Annotated in this window: 11 protein-coding genes and 1 pseudogene; all 12 read left to right on the forward strand. The window is 47.8% G+C overall.

The genetic code is table 11. From position 1 onward, the window contains the following. Positions 1-138 precede the first annotated feature (138 nt). The 12 genes and pseudogenes from FE296_RS24750 (at position 139) to FE296_RS24805 (ending at position 16652) form a co-directional block, all read left to right on the forward strand. The gene (locus FE296_RS24750) at positions 139-1143 is read left to right on the forward strand and encodes an ABC transporter substrate-binding protein (protein ID WP_124116371.1); all 1005 of its coding nucleotides are present in this window, start codon (positions 139-141) and stop codon (positions 1141-1143) included. A 28-nt stretch (positions 1144-1171) separates the two neighbouring features. Then, positions 1172-1966 (forward strand): ABC transporter ATP-binding protein, encoded by a 795-nt coding sequence (locus tag FE296_RS24755; RefSeq protein WP_150366688.1) that lies wholly within the window; start codon positions 1172-1174, stop codon positions 1964-1966. 71 nt (positions 1967-2037) lie between these two features. Continuing rightward, complete coding sequence (locus FE296_RS24760; protein WP_223869124.1) at positions 2038-2796, forward strand: ABC transporter permease; 759 nt, start codon at positions 2038-2040, stop codon at positions 2794-2796. A gap of 348 nt (positions 2797-3144) precedes the next feature. Continuing rightward, entirely contained in the window at positions 3145-4122 is a 978-nt protein-coding gene (locus FE296_RS24765; RefSeq protein ID WP_124116373.1) for an aromatic acid exporter family protein, read from the forward strand. A gap of 75 nt (positions 4123-4197) precedes the next feature. Continuing rightward, positions 4198-4758 (forward strand): outer spore coat protein CotE, encoded by a 561-nt coding sequence (locus FE296_RS24770; RefSeq protein WP_062835006.1) that lies wholly within the window; start codon positions 4198-4200, stop codon positions 4756-4758. A gap of 201 nt (positions 4759-4959) precedes the next feature. Next, complete coding sequence (locus FE296_RS24775; protein ID WP_223869024.1) at positions 4960-6210, forward strand: putative amidoligase domain-containing protein; 1251 nt, start codon at positions 4960-4962, stop codon at positions 6208-6210. A gap of 203 nt (positions 6211-6413) precedes the next feature. Then, positions 6414-9215, forward strand: coding sequence for a DNA mismatch repair protein MutS (mutS, locus tag FE296_RS24780; RefSeq protein ID WP_150366689.1), 2802 nt, complete (start codon positions 6414-6416; stop codon positions 9213-9215). Positions 9216-9236: 21 nt separating this feature from the next. After that, positions 9237-11452: pseudogene (mutL, locus tag FE296_RS24785) on the forward strand (DNA mismatch repair endonuclease MutL). 17 nt (positions 11453-11469) lie between these two features. After that, the gene (locus tag FE296_RS24790; RefSeq protein WP_150366690.1) at positions 11470-12255 is read left to right on the forward strand and encodes a class I SAM-dependent methyltransferase; all 786 of its coding nucleotides are present in this window, start codon (positions 11470-11472) and stop codon (positions 12253-12255) included. After that, positions 12236-13192 (forward strand): tRNA (adenosine(37)-N6)-dimethylallyltransferase MiaA, encoded by a 957-nt coding sequence (miaA, locus tag FE296_RS24795; RefSeq protein WP_223869025.1) that lies wholly within the window; start codon positions 12236-12238, stop codon positions 13190-13192. The genes FE296_RS24790 and miaA overlap by 20 nt, the downstream gene beginning before the upstream one ends. Positions 13193-13565: 373 nt before the next feature. After that, the gene (hfq, locus tag FE296_RS24800) at positions 13566-13808 is read left to right on the forward strand and encodes an RNA chaperone Hfq (RefSeq protein ID WP_017687918.1); all 243 of its coding nucleotides are present in this window, start codon (positions 13566-13568) and stop codon (positions 13806-13808) included. 171 nt (positions 13809-13979) lie between these two features. Next, on the forward strand, positions 13980-16652 hold the full coding sequence (locus tag FE296_RS24805; RefSeq protein WP_124116377.1) for a PBP1A family penicillin-binding protein: 2673 nt from the start codon (positions 13980-13982) through the stop codon (positions 16650-16652). The last annotated feature ends 90 nt before the right edge of the window (positions 16653-16742 follow it).

Here is a 16742-nt window from a genome sequence, read left to right on the forward strand (position 1 = left end):
GAATAACATTTCGAAGAGCTGAAGAGTCGGGCATCCTTGCCCGGCTCTTTTTTGCATTTAAGTTCTTAACCTTTTGTTGGGCATCGGCATATCCATAATAGAGAGAAACTGCTGAAACCAGTGAAGGAGGGAAACAACATGAAATACACGCCATGGTTCGTCCGGGGCATCGTTATTCTGCTGATTATCATTGTGGCGCTCACCAGCTGTAATAAGGAAGAGAATGAGGCCAAGATTACGATTGGCGAAGTGACTCGTTCGGTATTTTACGCACCGGAATATGTGGCTGTGGCTCAAGGTTTTTTTGAAGAGCAGGGACTTGAGGTGGATATTCAGACGACTGCTGGCGGTGACAAAACGATGGCGGCATTACTCGCAGGTTCAGTGGATATCGCACTGGTAGGAGCGGAGACGTCCATATACGTCTATCAGCAGGGAGCGGAAGATCCGGTCATTAACTTTGCCCAGCTCACCCAGACGGATGGTACATTTCTGTTCGCTCGTAACACAGAAGGTAGCTTCGATTGGGAGCAACTGAGGGATTCCACATTTCTCGGTCAGCGCAAAGGCGGCATGCCGCAAATGGCAGGGGAGTTCGCACTGAACAAACACGGCATTGATCCGCAAAGTGATCTGGAGCTGATTCAAAATGTGGACTTTGCCAACATTGCGTCTGCTTTCGCCTCAGGTACGGGAGATTATGTTCAACTGTTTGAGCCCCAGGCATCCATCTTTGAACAAGAAGATCGGGGCAAGGTTGTTGCATCGTTTGGAACAGAAAGTGGTCGTCTGCCTTATACCGTCTTCATGACGAAACAGAGTTATCTGAATGACAATAAGGATATCGTACAGAAATTTACGAATGGTCTGCACAAAGCGCAGGCATGGGTAGATTCCCACAGTGCTGAAGAGATTGCGGAGGTCATTTCTCCTTTTTTCAAAGACATCGATTCAGCCATTTTGATCAGTAGTGTAAACCGTTATAAGGAACAGGGCAGCTATGCAACGGACCCGATCATTGATGAGGAAGAGTGGAACAATCTGCTTGATGTCATGAGTGCCGCCGGCGAGCTGAAAGAACGCGTGGATTTGAACGCCATTGTGGATAATGCCTATGCGGAAGAAGTTACGAAATCAAAGTAATGGGTATTCAGGAAAGGAAGTGAGCAGAATGCCTGAATCCGAAAGTGTGATCCGACTGGAGGGGATCTCTCAAGTATACGTCAGCGAGCGGGAAGCTTCCTTGGTGATTGAGGACTTGAGTCTGGAGATCCAAAAAGGAGAGTTCGTCAGTCTGGTTGGACCGAGTGGATGCGGTAAAACAACATTGTTGTCGATCATCGCCGGGCTGCTCACACCCACGCGAGGAGAAGTTAAGGTTAAAGGCAAACTCGTTGGCGGCCCCTCAGCACAGATTGGTTATATGCTTCAACAGGACTATCTGTTTCCATGGCGGACCATTCTGGATAATGCATTGATCGGTCTTGAACTGACAGGCAGACTGGATGAACGGAGTCGTGAGCGTGTACGGGAACTACTGGTAAGTATGGGCTTGGCCGGAACGGAGAATCAGTACCCTTCAGAGCTTTCAGGAGGCATGAGACAGCGAGTAGCCCTGGTGCGCACGCTGGCGACAGACCCAGGAATTTTATTGTTGGATGAACCATTCTCAGCACTCGATTATCAAACCAAGCTGCAATTGGAGGATCTGGTCTCGGACACGTTAAAACAATTTGGAAAAACCTCTGTACTCGTCACCCATGATTTGTCTGAAGCCATAGCGGTCAGTGACCGCGTCATTGTGCTTGATCGTAATCCCGGCCGCATCCGTCGTGAGTTTATCATCCCCGATGGAATTCGGAAGGCTCAGCCCTTCCATGCCAGGGAGCAAGAAGGATTCAATGCGTTGTTTCAGGCGTTATGGAGTGAACTGGATCAGTCCGGGGGAGGTGAGAAAGACGCGTGAATCAAACGAATCCGAAGCAGGAAAAGCGTGACGAATGGATGGGGCAACTGCATCGGAACCATATTCAGCAGATGGCCAGATGGCGACATCAAGTGCTTGCCGTACAATTATCCATGCTGGTATGTATGTTTTTGTTATGGGAAGTGGCAGGCAGACTCCGTTGGATTGATGTACTGTTATTCAGTTATCCGAGTAAGATTTTTGCCCAGATCGGCAAGGACATCGCTAGTGGCGAGTTGTGGGCACATGTTGGGGTAACCGTGGGGGAAACAGCAGTTGGTTTTTTACTGGGAACACTCGTTGGAACCTTGCTTGCGGTTTTAATTTGGTGGTCTCCTTTTTTGTCCAAGGTGCTGGACCCCTATATGGTTGTGTTCAACAGTATGCCAAAGGTAGCGCTTGGCCCGATCTTTATTGTTATGTTTGGCGCTGGTTTTACAGCCATTGTTATGACAACATTGTCCATCACGGTCATTATTACGACACTGGTCGTGTATAACAGCTTCAATGAAGTGGATCCCAATTATATTAAAGTCATTCGTACGTTTGGTGGAGATCGTTCCGAAATTTTTACGAAAGTTGTATTGCCTGCTTCTTTTCCGGCGATTGTGTCCACTTTGAAAGTAAACGTGGGCATGGCCTGGGTGGGTGTAATTGTGGGTGAGTTTCTGGTCGCCAAACAAGGGCTCGGTTATCTGATTATCTACGGATTCCAAGTATTCAACTTCACACTTGTATTATCAAGTCTGTTAATTATTGCTGCAGTTGCAACAGCCATGTACCAACTTGTTGTCTATGCAGAACGCAAAATGCTGGCTGGCCGCAGGTGATTCGGAAGGGTTTTACTCGTAATGTGACCGGGTATGATATGTATACAATTTCACAAGGGGTGTCACGTTGCCCGATACCGTAAAATCAAGTACCATATTTAGTATGAATATTCCGCGCAGATCCGGAATGAATGCGATGATTGGAGAAGAGGGCCTTGAGGTTCTGTCGCAACGATCTAACTTGCCAGCGTCCCTCATTCGGGGCGTGTTGCTGTGACCGGCATGCATGCGCATGTCGGTTGATGTCGTCTAGTTTACATTTGGATGAGACATACTAGTCATGATAAATGAATGAGGCGACGAGCTGGCTAAGAATTTTTTTGCAGCTTAGAGGAGATGGAATGTTAAATGGGTTTTAGGGTAATTAAAACCGCAATCGCCGCACTAATGGCCGTGCTGATTGCGGACTGGTGCGGCTTGCCAGGACCAACATCTGCGGGATTGCTTGCTATTCTTGGGGTGGATGTAACGAGAAAACGAAGTATTCGCACCATATCGGCGAGGTTCTTTGCTTCAGTAGTTGGACTTTTATTTGCAAGTGTACTTTTTCACTTTCTAGGCTTCCATTATTGGGTGTTGGCCGTATACATATTGATTGCATTCCCGGTTATTGTCCGGGTGGGCTTCAAGGAAGGTATTGTAACAGGTTCAGTCGTTGTGTTTCGGGTGTTCAGCGGCGGAGAGATGGACGTGAATGTTGTCCTCGTACAAATTGCTTTGTTACTGATTGGTCTTGGTTCTGCAATGGCGGTGAACCTGGCCTATATGCCGGCAGCGGATCCACAGATGCTGCGCATTCGCAAACGAATTGATGAACTCTTTTCGAAGATTTTCAAAGAATTCGCGGCGACGCTGCGTAATCCCAATGAAGCATGGGCGGGTAGAGAACTGATTGAAGCAGATAAAGCGATTCTGGGCGGTATTGATGCAGCCAAGCGTTCTCTGGAAAATCAGGTGATTCATCCGAATGAGGAATGGAGCGTCTACTTTTATATGCGCAAAACGCAGCTCGACTCCATCCAGCACATGATGCATCTGGTGTCCCAGATCTATCAGAAGATGCCACATGCGGAAATGGTGTCGGAGCTGTTCGATCAGCTCAGTCAGGATGTACTTACTGAATCCTACACCGGACGAACTGAAAAACTTCTTGCGAATGTGCAAGAAGAATTCAAACGTATGGAGCTGCCGGATACAAGGGAAGAATTCGAGATTCGTTCCGCAATTCTCCAGTTGTGCCGTGAACTCGCGCTGTATCTGAAAGTCGCGAAGAAGGACAAAGCACCGTCCCCAATATCAGACCGGTCCCAATCTACAAACGAATAATAGAAAATAGTTGTCACCCTAGACGAATGCCCTGCATACACTTGTAGTGAATGATTGTATGGAGGAGGTTTAAAGATGTCATTGAGTCATAAACATCAATGTAGAGAGATTATCACGAAGGCGATCTGCGGCAAGGGTCGTAAGTTCTCTACCGTAACACATACCGTGACTCCGCCAAATGGTCCGACAAGTATTTTGGGGGCTTGGATTATCAACCACCAATATGAAGCCGTATCAGCGGGTGACGGAATTGAAGTTATTGGTACTTACGATATCAACATTTGGTATTCCTACGACAAGAATTCGCAGACGGATGTAGCCAAAGAAACGGTCTCGTATGTAGAACATGTGCCATTGTCCTATCTGGACCCGAAACACCGGACTTCCACAGTGGAGGTATCTGCGGATGCAACGCAGGAACCCAGCTGTGTGGAAGCCACAGTATCAGCAGGTGGAAGCAGTGTAATTATCCGGGTTGAACGGGAATTCGCTGTGGAACTCGTCGCCGAAACCAAAGTTTGTGTGAAGGTCTGCACAGATGGTTGCGGTGATTACGAAGACAAGGACTATGACTTTGGCAGTGGCGATGGAGATTATGACGATCTTGATCCCGATCTGCTCGACGATGAACTGTGAGTTTGACGCCTGTTTTTGATAACCTAAGGTATCATATGCGCCAGAAGGCGCGGTGAAGAGGGCGTAAGCCCTCTTTCTTCTTAAATATTGAAAAATGGGTGGTAACGAGCCTCGCAATGTGCCTGGAATACCTTTCACGGGAAGGCTCCGCATTGCGGGGTTATTTTTATTTTAGTTGCATGATCCGGGAGGGGGGACGTAATGAATGTGATGGAACAAGCGGAGGAAGCGCTGCGCAGATATGAAAGGATGACTTCAGGAGAACGTGCAGAACGTTTGAAACAGGCAGGCATTGAAGTATTGTCACTGCACGATCGGCGCAAACGTGAACCAGGCTTGCGTGTACGCTATGACGTAGAGATAAGTTGTCTGCAGGCGATCCGGATCAAACGCAAGGATACGAGTGGCATGGGAGGAGCACAGGAAACGCTGTTGGAGCGTGAAGCGAGTTCAACCTTGTTCAAGCGCGTAGAACGACTTGCGATCAAAACGCTGTATACGCTAGGACTGGATCATGGAGCTGTTCGAATGGAATCCTCAGGGAACGGCGGATGTGCAGTGATTTCGATCGATCCGGGTCCCTGGAAAGGGGTGACCAACCTTGCTGCTACCTATAGGGAAAGCTGGAAGCAGCATCAGGAACTGCTGGATGAGGAAGTGAGTCACAGACCCACTCCAATACTCGGCATGGACCCGGAGTTTCTTCTGGTGCAGATGCCGGAATCCAAAATCGTACCCGCCTCCAGATTTCTTGAACGTACCGGAATGGCAGGCTGTGATTCCGTGACGATTGGTGGACGGCGGATATATCCGGTTGCCGAACTGAGACCCGCTCCCAGCTCCGAACCACGAGAACTGCTGGCTCATCTGATGAGGGCATTCGCAGCAGCTTCCCGCAGCATCAGTGACCACTCGCTCATCTGGCAGGCAGGAGGGATGCCACAGCGGGGTTTACCTCTTGGCGGACATATTCATTTTAGCGGCGTGAATCTTACCGGGGAACTGCTTCGTGCACTGGACAATTATCTGGCATTGCCACTGGCATTTCTTCAGGACCCCCGTGGATCGGGAAGACGACCCCGTTATGGAGCACTTGGTGATTTTCGCCTTAAATCCTATGGTGGGTTTGAGTATCGTACGTTACCCAGCTTTCTTGTGTCACCCCTTGTTGCGAAAGGTGTTGTGGCCTTGGCAGGTCTGATCGCCAGCGGATATACTCAATTACGGCAGCGTCCGTTGGCAAAAGCTGAGGTTCATACCGCTTTTTATGAAGGAAAGCGCGAAGTGATCAAGGAACACATTCCAGCCCTCGTAGATGATCTGAAGAGGTTGGATGGATATGCACGTTATGAACGGTATGCGTCTCCGTTAATTCTTCAATTAAAACTGGGAAGAACCTGGGATGAGAGCCGAGATATCCGTAAACTCTGGAATATTCGGGCAGGTTCATGAAGTACGGACGTTTTTTTGATATAATAAGAAACAAGTCTTTTATAAGTGAGAGCTACGGAAGATATGGAGCAGCAACCCTTGAAGGAAGTGGCGATTAGCCAACACATAAGGCGGAGGCGCAAACACGGTGCCTGACCGTCTTATTGTCCTTCCAGGGCGCGTTTCTTCCTGACATTATAGGAACGGGATGGAGGATATTCATCATGGCTCAGTATACGCCAATGATTCAACAATATTTGCAAGTGAAGGCCGAAGCACAAGATGCTTTTCTATTTTTTAGACTGGGTGACTTCTATGAAATGTTCTTCGAGGATGCGATTAATGCTGCTCGTGAACTTGAGATCACACTGACCGCACGTAACGGAGGTACGGATGACAAAATTCCGATGTGCGGTGTACCTTATCATTCGGCTGACAATTACATACAGCGTCTGATTGAAAAAGGATATAAAGTTGCGATATGTGAACAGATGGAGGATGCAAGTGTAACCAAGGGCATGGTACGACGTGAAATTGTTCGTGTGGTTACACCCGGAACGGTAATGGAAGGCAAAACACTAGGGGACAAGTCCAACAACTACATGGTTTGTCTTACAGGTAATCAAAATACGCTCGCGCTCGCGGCCTGTGATCTGTCAACGGGGGAGTTGTATGTGACATCGGTGCCCTATTCCAAGGAATGGCTTAAAGATGAAATCGGCATCTACGAACCATCGGAGCTGGTGGGGGATGCAACACTGCTTGAAACGGTAGAAGCCGAGGCATCTCCAATCGGTCGCCCGGTGGTCTACACGGCGTGGACAAAGAATAAGGAAGATCTGGTCCGTCAGCAGTTTGGCGAGGGTGTGTGGGCAAGATTAGAGCCTGAACGTCAAGCGTGTATTGCACGTCTTTTCTCCTATCTGAGTGAGACTCAGAAACGTTCTCTGGGACAATTAACTCAAATCTCAACGTATGAGCCCGATCATTACATGATCTTGGACCCGTTTACCCGCCGGAATCTGGAATTGGTGGAAACCGTGCGTGAACGCTCCAAAAAAGGTTCATTACTCTGGTTGCTTGATCGGACCGAGACGTCCATGGGTGCAAGAATGCTACGTCGCTGGGTCGATAAGCCATTATTGCAAAAAGGGAAGATTAATGAGCGTCTTGAAGCAGTGGATACGCTGTACAACCAGTTTATATTGCGTGAGGACCTGCGGGCAGAACTCAAAGACATCTATGATCTGGAGCGCTTGGTAGGCCGGATTGCGTTTGGTAATGCCAATGGTCGTGACCTGAATGCGCTCAAGTCATCGCTGGAGAAAATTCCAGGACTTCGTCAGCATTGCGCAGGATCATCTTCCGCAACATTGCAACATATTGCCGAAACGATGGATGATTGCAATGATCTGCGTGAAGCCATCGGGCAAGCCATTGTGGACGAACCGCCGGTATCGGTAAGGGATGGAGGTCTGATTCGTGAAGGGTACCATGAACGTCTGGATGAATTGCGTGAGGCTTCGGTTAACGGGAAACAGTGGATTGCCGAGCTGGAAGCGAGAGAGCGTGAGGCGACAGGCATTCGATCGCTGAAAATTGGATATAACAAAGTATTTGGTTATTATATCGAGATCACCAAGTCCAATCTGTCCGCGTTGCCAGAGGGACGTTATGAACGTAAACAGACACTTGCCAATGCAGAACGTTACATCACGCCGGAGTTGAAGGAAAAAGAGACGCTGATTCTGGAAGCTCAGGACAAAATGGTTGATATTGAGTATGGGCTGTTCGCAGAGCTGCGCGAGCGGCTGAACCAAGAGATCGCAAGACTGCAAAAACTGGCTGAACTGGTAGCGGAAATTGATGTGTATCAATCTTTTGCGGTGATTAGTGCTGAGCGAAACTTTGTACGGCCTACGTTGACCGACGGTTATGATCTGGTTGTGGAAGAAGGACGCCATCCGGTCGTTGAGGCGGTCATGCGAGATGGTGCATTTATTGCCAATCACACAGCAATGACCAAGGAAGAGGCACGTATTCTGCTGATTACGGGTCCGAACATGGCTGGTAAGAGTACGTATATGCGACAGGTCGCTTTAATCTCCATTTTGGCGCAAGTAGGTTGTTTTGTGCCTGCGGGTCAGGCGGAAGTGCCGATCATGGATCGCATTTTCACACGGATCGGTGCCGCGGATGATCTCATTGGTGGACAAAGCACATTCATGGTGGAGATGGCCGACATTCAGGTCATGACGGACAAAGCCACACCACGCAGTCTGATTATTATCGATGAATTGGGACGGGGAACGTCGACCAGCGAAGGTATGGCCATTGCTCAGTCTGTTATTGAATATGTACATGATATCATTGGCTGTAAAGCCCTTGTATCAACTCATTTCCATGAGCTTGCTCATCTGGAGGAGAGTCTGGACAAGCTGGCCAACTACTCGATGGCGGTACAGGAGAGTGGTGACAAAGTTAATTTCCTGCGCAAATTGATTGCCGGGGCAGCCAGCAGCAGTTATGGTATCTATTGTGCACGCCTTGCAGGTCTGCCTGATAGCATTATTGAACGGGCGAATGGACTGTTGCATGGATTCGAACATGCGGCTGCGCAAGTAGCGGTGGGTAGTGAATATATCGGAAACGAGAAGCAGGAAGCAGGCTTGAAATTAAAAGGTGGAGAATTCCAGCACACGGATTCAGCACCATTGATCCGGGAACACGAGATTGTGGAGAGTGCAGAGTACACACCTTCTATTGAAGAGTCGGCCGGGAAGCAACATACCAAGAAATCAAACAGCAAAGTACAGTCCAGTGCAAGCCATTCGGATGTGGTTCAACTGTCCATCTTTGGGGATGAAGAGCCGAATGTGGCAACGAAACCGGATGTAGTTGCGGTGGATAAACCAGCACGAGAATTCATCCGTACGATGAAAGATATCGATGTCATGAATATGACGCCTCTTCAGGCGATGCAGATATTGAATGATCTCAAATTGAAGGCACAGCAATTATCCTGAGTATAAGGGAGGGGAAAACCTGTGGCGAAAATACATGTGCTAGATGAACATATTGCCAACCAGATCGCGGCGGGTGAAGTGGTTGAACGGCCTGCTTCAGTTGTCAAAGAGTTGCTCGAAAACTCGGTGGATGCAGGCGCCACCAAGATTGAAGTAACAGTGGAAGAGGGCGGACTCCTCAGTATTCGTGTCAAAGACAATGGGTCAGGTATCGAGCCAGAGGATATGGAAACTGCCTTTTATCGTCATGCGACCAGCAAAATAGCCCATGGCCGAGATCTGTTCCAGATCACAAGTCTTGGATTCCGTGGAGAAGCCCTGGCGAGTATTGCCGCAGTATCCAAGGTAGAGGTATTGTCGGCAAGTGACAATGACGGGCGGGGGCGCCGCATTGTAATTGAAGGCGGGAACCTTGTCTCTCATGAAGATGCAACCTCACCCCAAGGTACAGATTTTGCAGTGAAAGAACTATTTTACAATACACCAGCCAGACTCAAATATATGAAAACGATCCAGACGGAACTGGGACATATATCAGATGTCCTTTACCGGATGGCGATGTCTCATCCAAACATTTCGTTCAGACTGCGCCATAATGAGAATGTGTTGCTTCAGACGTTGGGCAACGGCGATCTGCTGCAAGTGGTTGCAGCGATCTATGGTACAAGTGCTGCCAAAGCGATGCTTCCCATCCAGGGAGAAAGTCTGGATTACCGGGTGAGTGGGCTGATCAGCCTGCCAGAATGGACACGAGCGAACCGTGGTGGTATGTCAACCATTGTTAATGGGCGATTTGTTCGCAATTACGGTCTCAATCAGGCGATTCTCAAAGCCTACCATACCTTGCTGCCCATTAACCGTTTCCCACTTGTCGTGGTGCAACTGGAGATGCATCCATCCCTTGTGGATGTGAACGTGCATCCGGCCAAGTTGGAGGTTCGCTTCAGCAAGGAACCAGAACTGTATGAATTCATAGAAACGACGTTGCGGGGGATACTCCGGCAGGAGGTATTGATTCCTCAGGTCAAAAAACAGCAGATTCGACGTGGAGACGATAGTTCCTTTATTCAGGACAATTTCTCTTTCCACGTGGTCCGCTGAAAGATGCATCTGATGCAGAAGGATATGGGCAACAAGGTCCACTCGGGAAACCTTCTAAGGCATTGTTAAAGTTGACTACGGAAGATGATGATCTGGATTTGGATGCTCCGGCGGATGTCTCCGCAGTACAACCAGGATCTGAACGGGGACAGACAGTGCCGTTACCCGAAGCTCCACCTGAAGTTACACACCACCCTGAGCAGTTAGAAAGTTGGAACGGGGATATTTTGCAGAAGGGGACAAGTCATGATGGGGGGCAGACAACCGCTAACATGCAGGAAGGTACTAAAGATGTAAGTACAAGTTCTTCCGAAGCTTCTCCAAAGCCTGACTTCTCTTCTCAAGATGGTGGAGCTCGTGGAGCAACAGAGAAACCGCTGACTGAAGGCAAACCAGCTACCTATCGCTCCGATTCCGTATATTCACCGGTTAGGGAAGCTCGTTCATCGTATAACCCGTCTTCAATTGCGAGAAGTGAACGGACGTGGAAAACTTCAGGTCTGCCTGATGCTACTAAACTTGCTGCTGCCATTAAATCAGATGCTTCCATGCCTGCATTTCCGGAGCTGAGTCTGATCGGACAGCATCATGGTACGTATTTGATCGCGCAAAATGACCAAGGTTTATACTTGATTGATCAGCATGCCGCTCATGAACGCGTGAATTATGAGTACTATTACGAGAAATTTGGAAATCCTGCCCAGGCCTCACAAGAGTTACTGCTGCCTATTACGCTGGAGTTCACACCTTCGGAGACGGAAAAGCTGAAAACAAGGCTGGCCTGGTTCGAGCAGGCAGGTGTATTTTTGGAGCATTTTGGTGGACAGACGTTCCGTGTGCGTTCCCATCCGTTCTGGTTCCCCAAAGGGGATGAGAAAGACATTATCGAAGAGATGTCCGAATGGGTTCTTAGTGAACGCAGCATAGATGTAGCCAAGATGCGAGAAGCTGCATCCATTATGTGCTCCTGCAAGGCGTCCATCAAAGCCAACCAGAAGCTCACGGATCAGGAAGCGGAAGTGCTAATTCAGCGTCTGGGTTCATGTCGTCAGCCCTACACTTGTCCACATGGGCGGCCGATTGTGGTTTCATTTTCAACGTATGATCTGGAAAAATTATTTAAACGAGTGATGTAGCTATTTAGGGGGACATTATGTACATTACAACCGGTGACAAGGAGATTGCCTCTCAGGTGGAGCGTGCGCGTAAGCTCGCCGAAACGACAGGAGGTACCTACGTACCGCGCAATAGAACGTCTTTACCCAGACTGATTGAACATTATGGTATCAATGAAATACTAGTGGTACTCAATGGTAGAGCCCGCTTGTTTCGCAAAGATGCAACGGAGCTTGAATTTCACCCCAGTATGGGATTTGTTCGCGCTAAACGTGTTCTGAGAGGGGAAGCTGATCCCATGCTGGAAGCAGGTGCGGTACTTGAAGGGGATACCATTATTGATTGTACCGCTGGACTTGGTTCAGATGCGCTGGTATTTTCGGTTGCGGCTGGGAAGAGTGGACAAGTCATCGCCTGTGAAAGTTCTCAACCGCTCTATACCCTGCTGCTGGAGGGCATGTCTCATTATAAGAGCAATCAGCCCTTGGTGGATGAGGCTTTCCGGCGCATAGATCTGCGGCATGTGGATCATCTTGAGTTACTAAAGTCCATGCCTGATCGAAGCTGTGATACCGTATATTTTGACCCCATGTTCCGTGAACCGATGATGGATTCAAGTGCTATACAGCCCTTGCGAGATTATGCAAATGCTCACGCACTGGATGAACAGAGCATTATGGAAGCGAGGCGGGTCGCCCGTAAAAGGGTAGTGATGAAAGAAAAGCGCGGCAGCGCGGAGTTTGAAAGGCTCGGATTTGAAATACTTGATCGGGCGAATGCAAAAACCCTGTACGGAGTGATTAATGTTGAACGTGGAAGTTAAACCAAAACCCAAACTGCTTGTGCTGGTTGGACCAACAGCAGTAGGCAAAACAAGAATGAGCATCGAGCTTGCCCAAGCTTTCAATTGTGAGATTATCTCAGGGGATTCGATGCAGGTATATCGTGAAATGGATATCGGAACAGCCAAGATTACCTCTGAAGAAATGAAGGGTGTACCTCATCATCTCATTGATATTCATGAACCAGAGTACCCATACTCTGTTGCCGAGTTTCAGGAGAGTTGCACACGATTAATTAGTGAAATCCATGAACGTGGTAAAATGCCTTTTATCGTAGGTGGCACCGGTCTGTATGTGGAATCGGTATGTTACGGCTTCCAATTTTCCGATAGTGGTTCGGATGAAGCGTTCAGGGAGGAACAATTCAGCTACGCTGAGCTAAATGGAGCTCAGGCCCTTCATGATCGATTGAGGGAAGTTGATCCGGTCAGTGCGGATCGTCTGCATCCGAATGACCAAAGGCGAATTGTGCGTGCGCTTGAGATCCATCATCTCACAGGCGAGAAGTGGTCTGATCAGCTGGCAGTACAGAAGAAAGAGTCACCTTATGACCTTCTTATTGTTGGTTTGACAATGGATCGCCAGAAGTTGTATGCCCGGGTAGAAGAACGGATTGATCTGATGATCGAACAAGGTCTGGTAGATGAAGTGAAATCTTTGTTGGAACGAGGAGTGGCCAGAGGTCATATTTCCATGCAAGGACTGGGGTATAAGGAGATTGCAGCGTTCCTGCAAGGGGAAGTGAGTTGGGAAGCTGCGGTGGAGTGGTTGAAGAGGGATACGCGTCGGTTTGCCAAACGGCAGCTTTCCTGGTTCCGCCATATGAAGGATATTGAATGGGTGGACATGACGGATACCCAGGATTTTGAAGGGAAATACAAGCAGATAAGTGAATTGATTACACAAAAATTTGATTGATTTGAGCGATTACTAGTATTCTTCTGACGGGCATCGATTAGATCAAGATATGTAAACCTCTACCTTTTAGTCATCAAAAGGGTAGAGGTTTTTAATTATCACTAAAACAGATGATAGAGATTAATAGTTCTCCAAACAACGAATAAGTGTGCTTTAAAATGAAGATTTTGTCCCTCTTTTGCAAAACAGACAAGCGGTGTATAATGGATAAGTCTTCTATTTGTTCACCTCGTCAAGAATGGGGGTAAAATAACAGACAAGGGGTTTTTGTGGATTATATGAAACTGTTCATGATATAATAGCACGAAAGCTACTCAGCGATATTGAATATTACTTGAACACGAATTCAAATGAACCAATGGGGGTACGGCTAATGAACAAGTCCATCAACATCCAAGATACGTTCTTGAACCAACTGCGGAAAGAAAATATTCCTGCTACGGTCTATCTGACCAACGGCTTCCAAATCCGCGGGACGATCAAGGCATTTGACAATTTTACGATCGTCATTGACAGCGACGGACGCCAGCAAATGGTCTACAAGCATGCCATCTCCACGTTCACGCCGCAACGCAGCGTATCGCTGATGCAGCAAGATAACAGCGGCGAAGCTTAAAAAAATTACGAAACCTTTTCACCAACCATTTCGTCTACAAGTATAGGTATTGAAACAGAGCAACCTGAATAAAGGGTTGTTCTTTTCATTCCGGGCAAATTATGTTTAATATATGCCTGAGCCTAAAGACGAATAGAAATTATGCAACCGAAAGGGAGTCAGGAGGTTAACATGCCAAACGATCCGTTGTCGAGGTCTAACAATCGCAACAACAATAACAAGTCATCCAAAAAAGCGAAGCCAAAGACCTCTAAAAAGAAAAAAATTACGGGTAAACGCGTTGGATGGACACTGTTTTTCACAATGGCAATCGCCATATTCTGTGCACTTGGCGGATATCTATTTATTATGGTGAGTGGTGAGAATCTGCTCAAAGCCAACAAGGACAAAACCACAATTAATGAAACTTCAAAAGTATATGATCGCAATGGCCAATTAATGGGGGAGCTATCCATTCAGAAGCTGGAACCCGTTAAAGAAGATGATATTCCAGAACTGGTGAAGCAAGCCTTTGTTGCAACGGAGGATAAACGATTCTACGATCATCAGGGCGTGGATATCTGGTCCATAGGGCGTGCGGCGGTTAAGGACGTCATGGCTCGTTCCATGGTGGAGGGTGGTAGTACACTAACCCAACAGCTTGCCAAAAACATGTTCTTGTCCCGTGACAAAACGTTCTTCCGTAAAGCAACGGAAGTATCGATTGCCATGGCATTAGAGCGCAAGTACACAAAAGACGAAATCCTGACGATGTACCTAAACCGTATTTTCTTCGGTCATCAGCGTTACGGGATTAAAGCAGCATCAGAATTTTACTTTGGAGTTACTGATCTCAAGAGGTTGAAGTTGTGGCAAATTGCTACATTGGCAGCTATGCCGAAAGGGCCTTCTGCCTATAATCCGGTGAGCAATCCAAACGACTCAAAAGCACGTCGAGGTGTGGTATTGCAGCTGATGTATGAACAAGGCTACATTACCAAGGCGGAGATGGACGAAGCAAAAGAGATTAACTATAACTACAAACGACCAGAGAAAGACAGGAAGTATCAAGGTTTTATAGATTATGTGCTCCGTGAAGCTGAACGAGTAACAGGCAAAACGGAAGATGATCTGAATATCGGTGGATACAAAATCTATACAACCATGGATGCTCAGGCTCAAACAGCCATGGAAACTGCCTTCACAGATGATAGTTTGTTCGAGGCAAGTAAAGACGATCAACAGGTCCAGGGCTCCATGGTTATCATGAACCATGAGAATGGTAGCCTCGTTGCCCTCCTGGGTGGACGGGATTATCAGACTAAAGGTTATAGCCGTGTAACGCAGAGTAGAAGACAACCAGGTTCAGCTTTTAAACCGATTGTGTCTTATGCACCGGCGCTTGAATCAGGAAATTACAGTGCCAATTCGTCGCTAAGTAATGCGAAGCAATGTTTTGGTAACTACTGTCCTGGTAACTTGCATGGATATTCTTCAACAATCAGTATGACAGATGCCATTACGAAGTCGGAAAATATTCCTGCGGTTTGGCTGCTTGATAAAATAGGCGTTAACACAGGCATTAATTTTGCCAAGAGTGTAGGTATACAGCTGACAGATGAAGACAAAAACTTGGCGATTGCCCTCGGTGGTCTAAGTAAAGGTACAAATACACTGGAAATGGCGCAAGCCTATAGTGCATTTGCCAACCTCGGAGAATACCAACAAGCCTATTCGATTAAGGAAATTAAGGATAGCGCGGGCAAAACCACGTACAAACACGATAACTCGGACACAACGCGTGTCATGAGCGAACAAAATGCGTATCAGCTTACACAGATGCTGCAGAACGTTGTTAATGACGGTACAGGTCGTTCAGCGCGTCTGGATCGTCCGGTAGCGGGTAAAACAGGAACAGTTCAAAGTGGTATCTCTGGCAACAGTGCCAACCGTGATGTATGGTTTGTTGGATACACACCGGAATGGACTGCCGCAGTTTGGATGGGCTATGACAATCCGGATGCCAATCATATGCTTAAGAACAGCAGTAAGCTGTCAGCAGCTTTCTTTGCCAAAGTCATGGGAGATGCTTTGAAAGGCGTTCCTGTGAAGCAATTCAAAGCACCAGCTGGAGGGCAGGCACCTCCGCCAGTAGAAGAACCAGAAAAGCCGGCTCTGTCTGTTAGTGGGCTGAGTGGATCATACGATCCAAATGCACAAACCGTCTCCCTGAGTTGGACTGGAACGGGTGACGCGAGTACGCAATATCGGATTTATCGGAAAGAAACATCGGAAGCCCAGTTCACTCATCTCATTGATGCAATAGGAGCGACCAATGCACAAGATTTAAGTGCGTTGCCTGGTCTAACCTATGAGTACTATGTGACAGCTTACGACTTGGCATCAGGACTTGAGACCGATCCTTCCAACACTATTTCCTTGATGATTGAAGCGGAGGAAATGCCGCCGGAAGAACCTGATCCTGGTATAGACCCAGGAACAGAGATAGATCCTGAGCAGCCAGGTACGGAGAATCCGGACAATGGTTCACCGGATAATGGCAACTCGAACGGTAATAACGGTAATGGAAATGAAAATGGCAACAACGGAAATGGTAATGGTAATAACGGCAACAATGGCAATAACGGTAATAACGGTGGAGCCGGCCAAGGAAACGGTCAACCTGGGGGAGAAAACACGACCCCACCTGGTCAGGGGACAACAGAGCCCGGGGGTACCGGTGAAAGTCCCGATGATGGGGCCGTAACAACGCCAGGCGAGGTTGTAACTCCGGACAGCGGAACAAGTGGGGATACTGGAGGGACAGATGCACCTGCAGATTCTCAAGCTGGAACCGGCGGCTAAGCCAACGAATCACTAAATAGCTACATTGAAAAAACTGCTTCCCGGAAAACCGGTGAAGCAGTTTTTTTGTTATACGGAACCAACAGTAAT

Source organism: Paenibacillus sp. UASWS1643 (assembly GCF_008693195.1).
In the GTDB taxonomy this organism is placed as follows: domain Bacteria; phylum Bacillota; class Bacilli; order Paenibacillales; family Paenibacillaceae; genus Paenibacillus; species Paenibacillus amylolyticus_B.